Raw genomic sequence first — 14,790 nt, 5'->3', positions numbered from 1 at the left:
CTGATCGAGGCCGGCGACAGCTCGATCCTCGTCAACTCCCAGCGCTTCGGCGCGCTCGACGTCGCCGACTTCACAGGCGACGTGCTGCTGTTCGGTTGAAAGCACGACGGTGTTTGACAAGGGGATCGTCAACTTATTGACACCGCTGCGCCCGACTCGTGGCGCGCGGCCATGACCGACGCTCACTCTCGGCCGCGCCTCAAGGGCCATCGCTTCCCGCACGAGATCATCGCCCAGGCTGTGCGCCTCTACCTTCGCTTCAATCTCAGCCTACGCGACGTGGAGGAGCTGCTGGCCGAGCGTGGCGTGGTCGTATCCTACGAGACGATCCGGAAATGGGTGGCGAGGTTCGCGCCGCAGTTCGCCGCCGCGGTTCGGCGGGCTCGGCCGGCGCCGAATGACCAGTGGCACCTCCATGAGATGGTCATCCGCATCCACGGCGAAACCCATTGGCTGTGGCGCGCGGTGGACGCCGGTGGCGAGGTGCTCGACATGTTGGTGCAGTCGCGCCGCAACGCGAAGGCGGCCGAGCGCTTCCTGCGAAAGCTCATCCAGCGATGGGGCCGGCCGCGCGTGATCGTCACGGACAAGCTCGGCAGCTACGCCAGCGCCATCGGCGATCTCGCGCCTGGCCTCGAGCACCGCCGGCACAAGGGCATCAACAACCGAGTTGAGGCTTCGCACCGCCACACCCGGCGGCGCGAGAAGGCGCTCGGGCGGTTCAAGTCCCCCGGGCAGGCGCAGCAGCTCTTGTCCGCCCATGACCAATTCGCCGTTCCGTTCCGCCCCAAACGCCACCGCCTCTCCGCTCGCTCCAATTGTAACGAGTTCTTGCAGACTTGGGGTTGTTCGCAATGCTTCTGATCAATTCTCATCAAATGCGTGAATTGAGCAATATTTCTCTTAGAAAATATAGCGTACGGCTACGTGGATACCTTGATCGGCATCTTCCAGAAAATGGACTTAATGAAAGCGAACTTTTTAATCTGATTGCAATTTGCGTGAGGACTGCTAGCCGATTTGGGATGCCCGACGAGAGGGGAATAACCTGTATTGTATATATTTCACTACTTACCGAGGCGGATTTCTCAGAAAAAAGTGAATACTATTTAATACAAGCAGCGCTCCGCAATCCGCTCTTGCGTCCTGATGACCGTCGCCGGCGCGCCCTTCATATCGCCCAGTTGTCTTCCCCCCCTCTCTGAGCTTCAAGTCATGTGCGAAAAATACGAGCCAATTGTTCTTTCTGTACCTGATGGCTATCTTCAAAGGCTTGCGCCTTACGATCGTGACGCCGCCTGGGCTGCCATCCTCGTTGCGATTGAGCGGATAGGGGCCAGCGCCGCGGCGCAGGGTCTCAACGCACCAGATCTTATTACCGCGGTGCCTGCCGGCAGTCCACCGTTGCCGGGCTGCAGCCGCGCTGGTCGGGAGGCAATTACGCCCGAAGGCCATGCCCAAGCCTTTGACATCTATTACCGCTATTTGCGGGTCAGCCCGGGGGCGAGCCAGGCCGCATCAGCTGCGGACGATCTGGAAGCATCCTTCTCAGCCACTTCGCAACCACAGAGTTCCTGCGAGACGTGCCCGCTGAACTGGGTAGAGGTTGCACTGGTCGAGGAGCCGCCGAACAGCGACACCCTGGCCGTGCCCTATCGGATATATGACGACACGACGGACGTGCTTCTCGTGACCGGGACGTTAAACACCGAAGGTGTTTCAGAGCGCCATGCACTCCCGACCGATGTGACGCGGCTCCAAGTTGTATTCGGAACCGAAGGCGCCGAAGAACAGGCGAGTGAAAATGAGACCATGGCTCAGCTGCGCGCGAGCGCGCTGCCCGAATGGCACGGGTTTCCTGCCGGCCTGAGCGAGGAGGAATTCATAGGCCGGTTCGATGCGCGGCACCTTACTCCGAACGAGCTTGGTGCGCTCATCACCTATGAGCCGCTCGGTTCAGGATATGTGGACAGTGTCCGGCAGCTCGTGCTGGCCTGGGTAGATGTGGCGGAGGCAGGAAGTTACGAAGGGGCCAACTGGCTAGCGTATCTGAGGAACCGACGTGGGGCTTTCGCGGAGTACCAAATCGTTACAGGGGCGCGGCCCGCGAGCGCCGCGGAAAGTTTCGAATCCGGCGTCGATCAGGGCCTCACCTTTGGATTTGGCGACGAAATTTTCTCTCGTCTCGATGCCTGGCTCATGTCGCGCGACTACGAGGACGCGCTGCGGGAGCGCCGACAGCTTATGGAGCAGGAGGAGACCAGCAACCGCGGCTACTTCATCGCAGGAGAGCTTGCGGGCAGCGTTCCGACAATCCTTATCCCGGTAGGCGGACAGGTGCGTGGGGCGACAACGGCAGCGAGGATGAGAAGCGCCGGGGGCACCGGCGCGACCCTAGGCGCGATTTCGGGCGCCGGCCATGACAAGGGCGATCTAGCCGAACGCATTGATGGGATAATCGTCGGTGCGGCGACCGGGGGGATAGGCGGCGCGCTCCTCACCGGCGCAGGAATCCTTGTGGCCCGGGGATTGTCCCGCACCCGGATCGTCGCGTTCGTCCGCAAATTGTCGCGCCGCCCCCGTTCCCCTCGCCCTCCGCATATTCCCGACGAAGCCGCGGATCGGTTGTTCTTCTCGGGTTTCGTCGATGACGTGGCCGAACGCACGGCGGATCAGGCGGTGCTGGACCCAAATTTCATGGGCTATCTCGAGGGCGGGCGGGCCGGGATCACTAACGCGGGCACCCGGTACCACACTCTCGCCCGGTGGGAGGTGGACCGTGCCGTTCAATCGGGTAGTGTGCCGAACGGTTACAGGGTTTTAGCCGAGCACACAGTAAAGCCAGGTCAGGGCGGAAGTCGACTCGACGTTTTCATCGAGTCGCCTGCAGGACGGCTATACGAATGCGATTGGAAAACGAGCATTCTTAGTGGACTCGACAGCCGTGTGCGAAACGACGAGATGCTGCGGCATGCGGCGGCCGTCCTCGACCGATATGGTCGCCCGCTGGCAGAACAGCAAAGCAGGAGTTGGGGTCCTGAAGTCGTGCGTGCGCTCCGAAGGGGTGGACTTCTACAGTCTCTTACCACCAATCAGCGCGCCGCGTTAGCCCCTTGGCTTTAGCGAAAGGGCTATTCTCCAATGAATAGGCCCATCGGGAAGGCCGCAGCCTGAGGCGGCGATTCTTCGTCCATATTCGTCATGGAGGCAGTGGCAACGGCTGTTGGCCTTCGCCTCCGAGGCCAATACTCTGTGACGGGATTACCGTAACCAAACTGCAGAAACTTACCCTACCGGGTGACCTACAATGCTTTGAAATCACGCAGGTTGTTTGGGAAGGCCTTCGTAACTCTCTGATTTTATTGTCAACAGCCTGAGCTTAGGGCAACGCAGCCGCCCCATCTGGCGGCGTCCAGGCCAAGATCAGACAGGTCCCTTTCTCGCCGGGCTCGACACGCAAGGCGGCCGGCAGCGCCGCCGCCCGGCGCGCCATCGACCGCAGACCGACGCCGCCGTCCCGCGCCTCTGGCGTGAAGCCGCGACCGTCATCGGCGATCTCTATTGCGTCGCGGTCGATGCGCACGCGCACGCGCGTCGCCTCGGCATGCTTCAGCGTGTTGGTGAGCGCCTCCTGCACGATGCGCAGGATATGCAGCGACGTCGACGGCCCCGGTTTCGGCGGCGCGGGCGGCGCGGCGACCGACCACGCGACCTTGACGCCGCGAGCCTCGAACACCGGCGTCATTCTGGCGCGCAACAAGGCCAGCAGAGCAAGGACGTCCTCGTCGGCCTCAAGGCTGTCCATGGTCAGGTTCAGATCGGCGAGGCAGGCGTCGAGCGCGCCGCGCAGCAGATCACGGTCACCCCCGCCATGCTCCAGGTAGCTCAGCGCCGTCACCAGCTGGCCTCCGACGCCGTCGTGAAGGTCGGTCATGATGCGCTCGCGCTCGGCCAGCACCGCTTCGGCGCGTCGGCGCTCGGCCAGTTCCGTATAGGTCGCTTCCAGTTCCGCCGCCTTTTCGTCGACGCGCGTCTGCAGGGTTCGCGCCAGCGCCTCGGCCTGACGGATCGCCCCGACCAGCTGGCTCATCATCGCCCAGCCGCCGAGCGACAGCATCAGCAACGGCATGAGCTGCGTCACGACCGTTCCCAGCGCGGAGGCGCCGTCCACGAACAGTCCTCCGATCCCGCTGGCGAGCATCAGCGCGAAGACCGCCATGAGTGCGCGCGTGTCCACCATTTCGAGATTGCGCCGGTTCGGACAGAACAGGACGACGAAGGCGACGGCCGGCGCGATGCTGAGGATGTGGGTGGCGGTCGAGACGGTTTGCGTCAAGTGCGGCGGCGCCAGCGCGAGGGCCGCGATGCAGGCCGCCGCGAAGCAGCCGTAGAGGCGCTCGAACCGCGGGGCGCGCACGTCGACAAGGCGCAGCAGGAAGAGGGCGGCCGCCACTGCGTAGAGGCGGATCGCGGCCTCCGACATCAAGACCCACGCATGGACCGGCGCCGGGGGCGTCGAGACGGCGAAGGCCGCCGCATAGACCGCGGCCGCCAGGGTGGCCACCGCGAGCCAAGCCGTCGCCGCGCTGCGCCGCAGCCCCGCCAACAGGACGAAAGCCAAGCTCAGGCCGCATAGCACCAGGAAAACGGCCTGAGCCAGGCTTGCCGTCAGGGCGTGGCGCCAGGCGTACGCCTCCGCCAGAGACCGTCGCGGCCCGACCCAGACCGGGCCAAGCCGGCCCCCCGCCTGTGGATGCGCCGCGACAACGATCTCAAGGTCGGCGGCTTCAGGACCGATCGCATTCTCCGGCAGCGTGAAGAGCACCGGCCGGTTGCGATTGAGCGTGGATGGCGGACCAGGCCGCAGCACGGCAAGCGCGCGCGCATCGAGCGCCAGGCTGAGCGCGTCCGCATAATCGGGCAAGTAGATCGCCTGCGGCCCGACCCTCTCGCCCGCCGGAACCGTCAGACGAAAGCGCGCAAGGGCGAGGTCGTCGCCGGGTCGCGCGGAGAAGCGATACGGCAGACCAACCGGACGACACTGCGCCGGCGGATCACAAAGCTCGGCGCGCGAAAGGCGCACGCCTCCCTCGGGCGGCGCGTCGACGACGCGCCCGGCTGCGACCAGCGCGACGGTGAACAGCGCAGTAAGCGCGAGGATCTGAACCAGAGCGCCGAGCTGAGCCCGGGTCACAGCAGTCCGAGGCGGCGCGCCGCCGACACGGCTCCTGTGTTCGACGCGACCTGAAGCTTGCGATAGATGCTGTGGATGTGATTGCCGACCGTGCCGATGGCGATCCCCAGCGCCTCGGCGATCTCGCGCCGTTGCAGCCCTTCCGACACCAGCTGGAGCACCTCGTGCTCTCTCGAACTCAGGGGAACCGCGCAGGGCTTCCGTTGCGCCGGTTCGCCACGGGCGACGCGGCGCAGGATCCTGCGCGCGACGCCAGGACTGATGGGGCTGCCGCCTGCGAGGGCGTCGTCGATAGCGCGCGCGACCTCGGCGGAGCGCGTGGCCTTCTGCAGATAGCCGATCGCGCCGGCTTCGATCGCGCCGACCACATGACGGTCGTCTGCAAAGACGCTGATCACGATGCTGTCGCAGGGCCACGCGACGCGGCTTGCGACGCGGATTAGATCGAGGCCGCTGCCATCGGGAAGACCGAGGTCGACGAGAACGACGCGCGGCTGCGTTCGCTCCAGCAGAGCCAGGCCTTGTTCAAGCGTCCCGGCGACGCCGACGAGATGCAGATCGGTCGCATGGTCGACTGCCTGCGCGAGATGCCGCGCGGCGTGCGGTTGATCCTCGACCACGAGAACGCGGCACGGTCGAGGCGTTTCCTCCGTTGGCGTCACCTGCGGCATAGATGGATCCGTGCATGGGGCGGCGGCCTGATCGGCGGTAGCGTAAATGCATCGTTGTCTAGGCTCATCGTTTTTTTGCACGCGATGCGGGAGCGCCCTCGTATGTCAGACCCCTTCATCGGCGAGTTGCGTCTCTTTGCGCTGCCTTTCGCGCCATCGGGCTGGGCGGCTTGCGACGGACAGGTGCTCGAGATCGCGCGCAACGAGGCGCTCTACTCCTTGATCGGCGCGACCTTCGGCGGCGACGGGAAGACCACCTTCGCATTGCCCGACATGCGAGGCCGGATGCCGATCGGCGTAGAGGCCGGCGCGGCGCATCTCGCTCTCGGCGCCCGCGGCGGCGCGGAGCGCGTTGCGCTGAGCGTCGAGACGATGGCGCCACATCGCCACGGACTTCGCGCCGCACCCGCCGCGCCCGCCGTGGTTGCGCCGACGGACGCCGCCTTCGCGCCGCTGGCCGGGGGCTATGTCAGCGCGCCGTCATCCGCCGTCGCGATTGCAGGGGCGCTTGCGGAGGAGGGGGCGGGCGCCGCGCACGACACAATGCAGCCCTTCGCGGTCCTCCAGGTCTGCATCGCGCTCGGCGGTCTCTATCCGGCGCAGGCTTGAGGGAGAGCGAACGACATGCCGACGCCCATGCTGGGAGAGATAAGGCTCATGGCGGGCGACCAGACGCCCGCCGGCTGGGCCGCCTGCGACGGCGCGCTGCTGCCGATCGCCAGCAACGAGGCGCTGTTCTCGCTGCTGGGCGTGACCTATGGCGGCGACGGGCGCACGACCTTCGCGCTGCCCGACCTGCGCGGTCGCGTGCCGGTCCATCGGGGACAGGGGCCGGGGCTGAGCCACCGCAGGCTGGGCGCGGAGGGCGGCGCGGAGGCCGTCGCCCTGGCGGCCGAGAACCTGCCGCCGCACGGCCATGACCTGTCCGCGGACGCCGCCGACGGCGACACGCCTGATCCGGCCGGCGCGCTGATCGCCGCGTCGACGGCGGCGCAGCGCTTTCGCGCGCCCGCCGCCGTGGCGGCGCGAATGGCGGACGGCGCCGTGTCGGAGGCAGGCGATGGCGCTCCTCACGAGAACATGGCGCCCTTCGCGGCTGTGGCGGTGATCATCGCGGTGACGGGCGCCTACCCGTCGCGGTCGTAGGGGGGCGGAATGACCGACGCGTTCATCGGGGAGATCCGGCCTTTCGCCTTCGGCCACGCGCCTCGGGACTTTACGCCATGCGACGGCCGGCTGTTGCAGGTGTCCGATGCGTCGCAGTTGTTCGCCGTGATCGGGGCGCGCTTCGGGGGCGACGGTCGGACGACCTTTGCGCTGCCGGACCTGCGCGGTCGCGCGCCGCTGGGCGAGGGGCGCGGCCCGGGGCTGACCGCCAGGACGCTCGGCGAGAGCGGCGGGACCGCGGCCGTCGCACTCACGGCGGCCCAGTCGCCCCGTCACGCGCATGCGCTTCTGGCCACGCCGCTTCCGGCCAACGCGGGACCCGCCGCCGACGCGTTGCCGGCGCGCGCCGGCGCCCGCGCCTACGCCGAGGCCGTGCCCACGGTCGCCATGGCCGACACGGCGATCGAAGAGGCCGGCGGGGGCGCGGCCCATGAGAACCGTCAGCCCTTTCTCGTCGTCGCGTTCCACATCGCCGTTCAGGGAGTGTTTCCGTCATGAGCCTCGCCCGCATCGCCCTCGCGCTCGGCCTTCTCGCCAGTCCCGCCTCAGCCGCGACCACGTTCGACGTCGTGGTCCCGGGCCCCTTCGTCCACGCCGCAGTGGACGCAGGGGGCTCCCTCACGGGCTTCTTCACCGTCGACGATGAGAACGGCGACGGCCTGATCCAGGCGAGCGACGTCATCGCGTGGTCCTTCACCGGCGCGGGCTTCGCCGACGACGTCTTCAACGCCACGCTGTCCGCCGACGACCGGGGCAGGGGCGTCGTCACGAACAGCAGGAAAGGCGCCGTAGACATCGGCGCGGGGCTCGCGGTTCAGACCATCGCGTTCACGGGGAGCGCCCCGGCTCTGCGCGTCGAGATCGACTTCGTCCGGGGCCTCGACGTCGCGTTCAGCAGACTCGCCGGGCCGGGGGAGACGGTCGCGTCGTCGGACCTGTCCGTGACGGAGCGAACGCCGCCGGTGCCCATCCCGCTGCCCGCCACGCTGCCAGCGCTCGCCGCCGCGCTGTTCGCGCTGGGCGCGGCGCGCCGGCTGCGCCGATGATCGCCGCGGCGGGCGGGCGCGGGGCCCGCCGACCCGTTCGCGTCATCACGGTCCCCATCATCGTTCAAGGAGTGTATTCGTCATGAGCCTCGCCCGCACCGCCCTCGCCCTCGCCCTTGTCGCGAGCCCGGCCGCCGCCGCGACGACCTTCGACGTCGAGGTTCTGGCGCCCTTCATCGACATCGCCGACGGCACGCAGGACGACGCGGGCGTCATCACGGGTTTCTTCACCGCCCACGACCTCGACGGCGACGGCGTGGTCGAGGCGGAGGATCTGGGGCCATGGTCCTTCTCCGGCGCAGGCTTCGCCGACGACGCTTTCAACCGGACGCTCTCCAGCGCCAGCGCCGACGCCGGCGTTCTGGTCAACGCGCGCACCCCGGTCGACATCGGCGCCGGGTTGTCGGCGGAGGTGCTCGACTTCTTTCAGAACGGTCAGCTACTGGGCGTTCAGATCGATTTCCGGTTGGGCGACGAGGTCGACTTCTTCAATTTCAACGAGACGGGAACCGTCTTCACGTCGAGCAACTTCTCGGTGACGCCGCGAACGCCGCCGGCGCCCGTTCCGCTGCCCGCCACCCTGCCCGCGCTCGCCGCAGCGCTGGCCGCGCTGGCCCTCGCCCGCCGCCGCGTCCTGTCGCTGCTGTTTCTGGCGATCTTGGGGCGGCCTCGACGAGGGTGAGCATGCGCATCGCCGGCGCCCACTTGATGCGCCCAACGCCTGTTGAAGACGTGCTTGGAGAGCGCCATGGCGTCAAAAACCGTAGAATGCCCTTCTTGCCAGCACCAATTTGTGGCGCATGATCTCACCTTCAAAAGAAAAAATGTACAATGTCCCAACGCGTCTTGTAAAATAGTGTTCCAAGAAAGGATTGGCTTTGGCACTGTAGTGAACCGCTATCGTGGCGTCAGCCTGGGTCAATCCGAGCGTCGCACCGTGATGGCCCGCCGAAACATCATCCATGGCCGATCGCGCTCGGCGCCGGCGCGGACGATATGGCCGGGTGACGACCTCAACGACGCTGTCCGCCATGTTAAGGATTTGACCGATCGCAACTGGACCAACTCGGGGGCGAGAGACGTTTGTCTCGCCTACAAGGGTCTCGACACCCGACGGCTAGGTCAAACCGAAGGATTGATCATCGACTGCCCGAAAGCCGTGAACGATGACACGGCGGTCGCGCACTTCCAGAAGGTGAAAGAGAAGCTCCAAGCAGCCCAAAAGAACACCGACGTCACGGAGGCGACGGGCGAGGCCGCGGCGGCGCTCACGATGCTTTCCCGCAACACTTTCACAAGCGCCCGCGGCGGCTCGCTCACGCTCGCGGGGTTCCAGATGGCTTGGGGCATGAAGGAGCACAGCGGCCCCGGGTTCGACCAGATATGGATACGTGCGCTCCGAAGCGGTCGCACCGTGACGACGCAGTATCTCATCGTGGAGGCGAAAGGCGTGGGCGCCACCCTCAACACAAACAGCTGGATGCCGGATGACTTCGAACAGATGGGGACCCGCTGGGTCTGCCACAATCTCAAGATGATGGAATCGGCGGGGCATGACCTGGGCGACGAGATCATTAAGGGTTTGAAGCTGGATCTTCACATTCGTTGGGGAAATTTCGACGGCGCGTCGAAGAACTATTACGGCTGCCGCGGCTACGTAGGGTCACGCACCGCTCCCCCCGACAACGTGCAACTCTACGGCGTCGTCATCACGGCCAACTGGCAGCCCGACGGCATGCTCAAGGGCAAGGTCTCCGGCTTCCGACGCTACACCAATTTCACGTATTAGGCCCGACGATCGCGGAGCGGCCTGACGGGGTCGGCGGCCTACCCCGCGGCAGTCTCCCACGAGGGTTGCGCCAGACGGGCTGGCGCCAAACCTGAAGAGTTGTGCCCATCCAGTGAGAGCCGTGGCTAAGCTGCCTTGGGGACGGAGTTTTCTCAGGCAGCCCAGTTGAAGTCAGCACGTGATCTGAAAGGCGGCTCCTGCGCGAGTCGTCCACATCATTCGACCGGCCGTTTTTGGCGCAGAAGTGCCGTCAGGAGGGACTACCGTCATGGTGCCCTAATCGATGCGACTCTGCGAGAAGCTACCAATCGTGGCGCCATTATTCGTGCGACATCGATGATCTGCTCGAACGCGCGCGGTCCCAAAGTCGAGAATATTTTCGTCGCGGCGATGGAGTGTCGATGATCTCAAATCGTGTGCGAGTATAACTCCTCGATCAGTCATTCCGCTATCTTGGACGCCATCCCTCGATCAATGATACCACCGCACGAAAAAGGGCACCATGAGATCATTGTAACTAAACGAAAATTTATGGGCATGAGTCGCACGATTTAGGGCACCATGACACGGGGCGTCATCGTCAGCCGAGAGGCAATCCGGCTGTGGGTGAACCGCTTCGGGGCGCAGTTCGCCAGTTGCATCCGGCGCGACCGCCCTGGCGCCGCAGACAAGTGGCACATCGACGAGGTCGTCCTCGCGATCAACGGCGTGAATCACTGGCTGTGGCGGGCTGTCGACGCTGACGGCGACGTGCTGGACATCCTCGTCCAGCCGCGGCGAAACGCGAAGGCAGCCAAGCGTTTCCTGAAGCGGCTGATATCTCGGTTCGGCGATGCGCGCGTCGTCGTCACGGACAAGCTGCGCCGCTACACCAAGCCGATCAGGGACCTGACCCCGAACGCCGAACATCGCGCGCACAAGGGACTGAACAACCGGATCGAGGGGTCGCACCGCCCCACCCGAAAGCGTGAGAAGGTCATGGGCCGGTTCAAGTCGCCGAGGCAGGCGCAACGGTTTCTCTCCGCTCACGACCAGATCGGCGTCGTCTTCCGCCCCCGCCGCTATTGTCTCTCCGCCACCTCTTGGCGTCATGCTCGAGCCGACGCATTCCGCCTCTGGGATGACTATGCCGCCGAACTGAAGGCCTGAAGCCCAAGCCCGCAGACAAGCGCGTCTTGATTGCTGCAACTTGGCAATGCCCTAGGACGAGTCGGAGAACACATCAATTCTGCATGCCTTCGCGGAACTCGAGAACGGGAAACGCCCGAAACCCGGTCACGCGTGCCGAGCGCAGCCGCGCAACCAGCTCGGTGTGAACGAAGAAGTTCGCATTGCGCACGCCCTCAAGACGGAAGATGAGGCGCGACTCGCGAGGCGTCGCGGCAAGCGCCGTCTCATCCAGTCGGTAGCGCAGAACGAACACCCGCCGCGCTGACGGATCGCTCGAGCGCCCGGGCATCAACTCCGACGCGTTTCGGTCTAGCCACGGCCGCTCCAGATGCAGGTTCGCATACCAGTAGTCATCATGGCGCCCGCCATTCGCCGCGTCGAAGATCATCGGGTGGAATTGCAAGCCCTCGATTGCGAACGGCTCAATCAGCTCTCGCACCCGATCCCGTACGCCGAACGTCTTTCCATCGAAGAGCATGTCGTCGAGCCTCTCTTGCATTCCCGTCTCGAGCTGGTCGGCGAATCCGTTGGAGAACCGGAGCGGGCGGCCGGGCGCCAGATGATGTGACAGATAGTGCCGCGCACTCGTGTCCCGATCCGGCGCAAGCATTACCATGCCGGGGGTGAAGGACGGAAACAGGAGACTGTACTCGCTCGCGATGCCAGTCATCTGCCCACCCTCAGGTTCCAGATCCGCGCGGCCGCCGAGATCCCCTCTCGGCCGCGATGGTCGCGCCCCTCCGGGCATTCGGGCGCCTGTCCCGCCTCCAAGAGCCGCGCGGCCGCTGGCGTCGCGTCCTCGCCGCAACAGCCCGACCTCGTGATCGGCGCGAAACTCTCGTGGATCGACGTGAGCGGGATCACGAACGTCTTTATCGCGTCGAGCATGGTCTCGCTGAGCTCGTCGAGTTCATCCTGGATCGTGGCCGCCCTCCTCATGCACAGTCTGCCCCTATTGCGGTCGAGGCGGATGTCGCCGAGCAAGGTCACCACAAGGGCGTGGTAGCTGAGCCCGTGGTAGCTGTCCGCGTCGTCGTCGTCATCGCCGCTAAGGATGTCTATGTCCGCGGTCGCGGTGTGGTTTCCGCGGTGAAGCTGCACCTTGAGATGACACGCGCCCTTGAGCGTGCAAGGCAGGAGCACGAGGTTCTCCTTGACGTTAATGTCATAGCCGAGGTGCTCGAGATCGGCCTTGAGGCCGCTTATCCGCACGCCGCTTTTTGAGAGAAGATGGTGGGCCTGCATCTTCACGCCGTTCCAGATCGGATGGCGGCGGTCGGTACGCACCGCCCCGAGAATGTTCTCGCGATAGCCCACGCGGACCTCCTCAGACGTAGTCGACCTGGCCACGCCGCGGGATCGGCGTGGCGTGGCCGCGATTGCCGCAGACTCGACAGCGGCCGTCCCGCTCCTCGGTGTCGCGGCGGTGGCGTAACGTGGATCGCGTGCCGCCGCGCTGCACCGATCGTCGCCGCGCCATGAGCAGCCTGTCCTTGAGCCGGTCGATGTCGGTGATGCTGTCGCGAAGGGCGTCGAACATGCGGATCGTGGCGCGCACGGCGTCCATCACCTTGTCAGCCGCCTGACCAAGGCGCCCGGCTGTCGCGGCGAAACGGCCGAGCCGGGCGGTGATCACCGCGATCCGCGCCGCCGCGCCGGCGCCGCCCAGCAGCGCGCCGATCACCAGCAGGACCACCTCCACCAGAACGTAGAAGCCCGCCCGGCCGTAGATGTGGTGCCAGAAGTTCGGCGGCGTCGCCGACAGGAACAGGCTCAAGTAGGTCGTGAACAGGGCCGCGGTCTCGCCGTCATGCAAAAGCTCGATGCTGCTCTGCCACGTCTTGTCATAGCGCATCTGCGCCGCGAGGTCTGGGTCGATGTCGGCGAGCGCGGTGTCGATGAACCGCTCGATGCCGTCGACGTCGCCGGCCACCACGAGATCAGGCAGGGCCATGATCGCATCGCGCTGGCGGAACACCGCGGCCGCCGCCCGCGAAGACCTCTCCATCGCCGCGGCTCCCTCGCCGATCGTCGCGGCGAGGTCGGCCGCGGTCTGGCGGGCGCTATCGACGGTCTCTTCCCCCTGACGCCACCACCAGTCGCCGTCGATGAAGTTCTCGCGGTTGTCGTAGATCTCGTCAGCCAGTTCCAGCGCGCGACCTCCGGCGGCGCGCGCCGTGTCGAGCGCCCCCGAACCGAGCGTGGACAAGCCCTCGCCGATCTCGGACCAGTATTGGGTCGTGAACAGGTCGCCAAGGCCTACGGCCCACTCCTCGGCGCTCTCCGCGAGTCCCTGCGCCTGGGCGATCGGGAGGCTGAGATAGCCCCAGCGGTCCCACTGCTCCTGATAGGGGCGCATCTTGTCCTTGAGCGCACGGTAGGCGCCGTCGAGCCTAGCGCGCACCGCCTCGGCCAGCTCATCGACTTCCTGTTCGGCGGAGGAGTCGCGGATGATCTCCGCGCGCGCATCGCCAGGTTCGCAGTTGCGGTGCTCGAAGGTGCCGAGCCTAGCATAGGCCTCGCGCTCGGCTTCCGAGCCAGGCGGGCGTCCCGGGGCGAGGCCGACGTCGGGATAGTCGAGCAGACGGCCCGCGCTGACGACCCTTGCGTCGTTGACGTAGAGATCGAACTCTGCGCCGGCCATCGGGGTGCGCCACCGATCCGCGTAGCGCGCTTCTACGATCACGAAATCGCGGCACGGCTGCTGCGGATTGTCGACATCTCCGCGCTGGGCGCTGGCTGACTGCCGCGTCCGCGTCTCGATATCGTAAGCGTCGGTCATCGGTCCGCAGCCCGCATGACGGCTCGGCGTGCGAGCGCGAAGCGCCAATCCTCTGGTTCGCCGTTCGCCAAGGCCTCCCGAAGGGCTGCCTCAGTCTGAGCGTCAGGCGTCGGCGCCTCCGTCAGAAGCGACCACGCCACGAGCATGTGGACGTGCTCATGGCGGCGAAATCCGAGCTCGAGAAACCGCGCCACCTCCGAGCGCACCCGCGCCCCGAGATCGGCGGGGCTGCGGTCGGAAAGCGCTTCCGGAAAGTCGCGCAGGAGGGCGAGGCGGATGTCGTCGGCGCGATAGGGCGTCATGGCCGCGCCGATGACGGACACCTGCGAGGCGGTGAAGCGAAGTGCCATTGCGGCCCCTCCCGGTCCATCACCCACGCGCGGGGCTTAGCGCGATTGATAGTGATGGTGCGGCCGCCGTCAATTCTGTTCGCTGCGCGTCGCACATGGGTCTCCGTGACCGCAGCCAGCTTCGCGCAATCAGCCGCGACACACCCGGCCCCGCCACAACTATTTGAGAAAGCGGCGAAATGCCCGCTTGCGGTGGCGTCACTTTAACTATATCCGGCGCAGATCCGCGTCGGTGTCCAAACCGGTCCGCCACACGAGTTCAAATTGTGGCATCGGTTTATAAAACCGCTCCTCAGACAGCGCAGGGAACACACCCGTCTACTCCAACTTTTCTCTGCAATCCTGCGTCGCTGCCGCGTCAGTCCGCCCAAAGCGCGCCGAGACCGAACCCCACAGCGTCGAACGGCGCCACGCGCACTTCGGCGTCGTCATGAAGGGCGGCGATCAGCACCCAGGCGCCGTTCTTCAGCGCGAACGCCTCCAGCGTGCGCGCCGCAGGGTCGACGAACCAGAGCCATGCGACGTCCTGCTCGCGATAGACGTCGCGCTTCTCGGTGAGGTCATAGGTGCGGGTGCTCGGCGACAGCACCTCGCAGACCCAGTCCGGCGCGATCGTGATCC

Annotated in this window: 15 protein-coding genes and 1 pseudogene; 9 read left to right on the top strand and 7 right to left on the bottom strand. The window is 66.0% G+C overall.

Annotated features, from left to right (window positions below):
* Nucleotides 1-171: 171 nt before the first annotated feature.
* Nucleotides 172-864: an IS6 family transposase gene (locus BLW43_RS21470; protein WP_093256683.1), complete on the top strand. Its 693-nt coding sequence runs from the start codon at nt 172-174 to the stop codon at nt 862-864.
* A 351-nt stretch (nt 865-1,215) separates the two neighbouring features.
* On the top strand, nt 1,216-3,123 hold the full coding sequence (locus BLW43_RS23210) for a hypothetical protein (protein WP_139284193.1): 1,908 nt from the start codon (nt 1,216-1,218) through the stop codon (nt 3,121-3,123).
* Between the two features lie 256 nt (nt 3,124-3,379).
* Here the strand turns inward: BLW43_RS23210 and BLW43_RS21465 are convergent, their stop codons facing one another.
* Both BLW43_RS21465 and BLW43_RS21460 read right to left on the bottom strand, forming a co-directional pair.
* A complete protein-coding gene (locus BLW43_RS21465; protein WP_093256681.1) occupies nt 3,380-5,194 on the bottom strand; it encodes a sensor histidine kinase in 1,815 nt (604 codons plus the stop codon).
* Entirely contained in the window at nt 5,191-5,865 is a 675-nt protein-coding gene (locus BLW43_RS21460) for a LuxR C-terminal-related transcriptional regulator (protein WP_093256678.1), read from the bottom strand. Before BLW43_RS21460 ends, BLW43_RS21465 begins: the two co-directional genes overlap by 4 nt.
* A 102-nt stretch (nt 5,866-5,967) precedes the next feature.
* Between BLW43_RS21460 and BLW43_RS21455 the strand changes: the two genes are divergently transcribed.
* From BLW43_RS21455 to BLW43_RS21425, 7 genes and pseudogenes are all read left to right on the top strand, one after another.
* Nucleotides 5,968-6,474 carry a phage tail protein gene (locus BLW43_RS21455; RefSeq protein WP_093256676.1) on the top strand — a complete coding sequence of 169 codons (507 nt, stop codon included), beginning with the start codon at nt 5,968-5,970 and terminating at the stop codon, nt 6,472-6,474.
* A 15-nt stretch (nt 6,475-6,489) separates the two neighbouring features.
* Nucleotides 6,490-7,011, top strand: coding sequence for a phage tail protein (locus BLW43_RS21450; protein ID WP_093256673.1), 522 nt, complete (start codon nt 6,490-6,492; stop codon nt 7,009-7,011).
* A 9-nt stretch (nt 7,012-7,020) separates the two neighbouring features.
* The gene (locus BLW43_RS21445; RefSeq protein ID WP_093256670.1) at nt 7,021-7,530 is read left to right on the top strand and encodes a phage tail protein; all 510 of its coding nucleotides are present in this window, start codon (nt 7,021-7,023) and stop codon (nt 7,528-7,530) included.
* Nucleotides 7,527-8,078, top strand: a complete 552-nt coding sequence (locus BLW43_RS21440; RefSeq protein WP_093256668.1) for a hypothetical protein — start codon at nt 7,527-7,529, stop codon at nt 8,076-8,078. The genes BLW43_RS21445 and BLW43_RS21440 overlap by 4 nt, the downstream gene beginning before the upstream one ends.
* 82 nt (nt 8,079-8,160) lie before the next feature.
* Complete coding sequence (locus BLW43_RS23790; protein ID WP_093256665.1) at nt 8,161-8,760, top strand: hypothetical protein; 600 nt, start codon at nt 8,161-8,163, stop codon at nt 8,758-8,760.
* 66 nt (nt 8,761-8,826) lie between these two features.
* Nucleotides 8,827-9,867: a hypothetical protein gene (locus BLW43_RS23200; protein WP_139284192.1), complete on the top strand. Its 1,041-nt coding sequence runs from the start codon at nt 8,827-8,829 to the stop codon at nt 9,865-9,867.
* Between the two features lie 567 nt (nt 9,868-10,434).
* A pseudogene (locus BLW43_RS21425) lies at nt 10,435-11,016 on the top strand (IS6 family transposase); the annotation flags it as partial.
* Nucleotides 11,017-11,089: 73 nt separating this feature from the next.
* On the opposite strand, the gene BLW43_RS21420 reads toward BLW43_RS21425, so the two are convergent.
* The 5 genes from BLW43_RS21420 to BLW43_RS21400 all read right to left on the bottom strand — a co-directional run.
* Nucleotides 11,090-11,707, bottom strand: coding sequence for an imm11 family protein (locus BLW43_RS21420; RefSeq protein WP_093256660.1), 618 nt, complete (start codon nt 11,705-11,707; stop codon nt 11,090-11,092).
* On the bottom strand, nt 11,704-12,354 hold the full coding sequence (locus BLW43_RS21415; RefSeq protein ID WP_093256657.1) for an AHH domain-containing protein: 651 nt from the start codon (nt 12,352-12,354) through the stop codon (nt 11,704-11,706). The genes BLW43_RS21420 and BLW43_RS21415 overlap by 4 nt, the downstream gene beginning before the upstream one ends.
* A gap of 10 nt (nt 12,355-12,364) precedes the next feature.
* Complete coding sequence (locus BLW43_RS21410; RefSeq protein ID WP_093256655.1) at nt 12,365-13,819, bottom strand: hypothetical protein; 1,455 nt, start codon at nt 13,817-13,819, stop codon at nt 12,365-12,367.
* On the bottom strand, nt 13,816-14,169 hold the full coding sequence (locus tag BLW43_RS21405; protein WP_093256652.1) for a hypothetical protein: 354 nt from the start codon (nt 14,167-14,169) through the stop codon (nt 13,816-13,818). The genes BLW43_RS21410 and BLW43_RS21405 overlap by 4 nt, the downstream gene beginning before the upstream one ends.
* A 358-nt stretch (nt 14,170-14,527) precedes the next feature.
* A partial coding sequence (locus BLW43_RS21400; RefSeq protein ID WP_175479049.1) for a Uma2 family endonuclease occupies nt 14,528-14,790 on the bottom strand: 263 nt, incomplete at its 5' end.

The organism is Rubrimonas cliftonensis (genome assembly GCF_900107585.1).
GTDB classification, from domain to species: Bacteria; Pseudomonadota; Alphaproteobacteria; order Rhodobacterales; family Rhodobacteraceae; genus Rubrimonas; species Rubrimonas cliftonensis.
Note: the sequence above shows the minus strand (reverse complement) of the source record. Positions and strands in the feature narration are given on the sequence as shown.

What these genes read in the sequence shown, in the direction of transcription:
- BLW43_RS21410 (WP_093256655.1), bottom strand. Translation starts at nt 13,819, where the DNA reads ATGACCGACGCTTACGATATCGAGACGCGGACGCGGCAGTCAGCCAGC.
- BLW43_RS23790 (WP_093256665.1), top strand. Translation starts at nt 8,161, where the DNA reads ATGAGCCTCGCCCGCACCGCCCTCGCCCTCGCCCTTGTCGCGAGCCCG.
- BLW43_RS23200 (WP_139284192.1), top strand. Translation starts at nt 8,827, where the DNA reads ATGGCGTCAAAAACCGTAGAATGCCCTTCTTGCCAGCACCAATTTGTG.
- BLW43_RS21460 (WP_093256678.1), bottom strand. Translation starts at nt 5,865, where the DNA reads ATGCCGCAGGTGACGCCAACGGAGGAAACGCCTCGACCGTGCCGCGTT.
- BLW43_RS21455 (WP_093256676.1), top strand. Translation starts at nt 5,968, where the DNA reads ATGTCAGACCCCTTCATCGGCGAGTTGCGTCTCTTTGCGCTGCCTTTC.
- BLW43_RS21420 (WP_093256660.1), bottom strand. Translation starts at nt 11,707, where the DNA reads ATGACTGGCATCGCGAGCGAGTACAGTCTCCTGTTTCCGTCCTTCACC.
- BLW43_RS21450 (WP_093256673.1), top strand. Translation starts at nt 6,490, where the DNA reads ATGCCGACGCCCATGCTGGGAGAGATAAGGCTCATGGCGGGCGACCAG.
- BLW43_RS21405 (WP_093256652.1), bottom strand. Translation starts at nt 14,169, where the DNA reads ATGGCACTTCGCTTCACCGCCTCGCAGGTGTCCGTCATCGGCGCGGCC.
- BLW43_RS21440 (WP_093256668.1), top strand. Translation starts at nt 7,527, where the DNA reads ATGAGCCTCGCCCGCATCGCCCTCGCGCTCGGCCTTCTCGCCAGTCCC.
- BLW43_RS23210 (WP_139284193.1), top strand. Translation starts at nt 1,216, where the DNA reads ATGTGCGAAAAATACGAGCCAATTGTTCTTTCTGTACCTGATGGCTAT.
- BLW43_RS21445 (WP_093256670.1), top strand. Translation starts at nt 7,021, where the DNA reads ATGACCGACGCGTTCATCGGGGAGATCCGGCCTTTCGCCTTCGGCCAC.
- BLW43_RS21470 (WP_093256683.1), top strand. Translation starts at nt 172, where the DNA reads ATGACCGACGCTCACTCTCGGCCGCGCCTCAAGGGCCATCGCTTCCCG.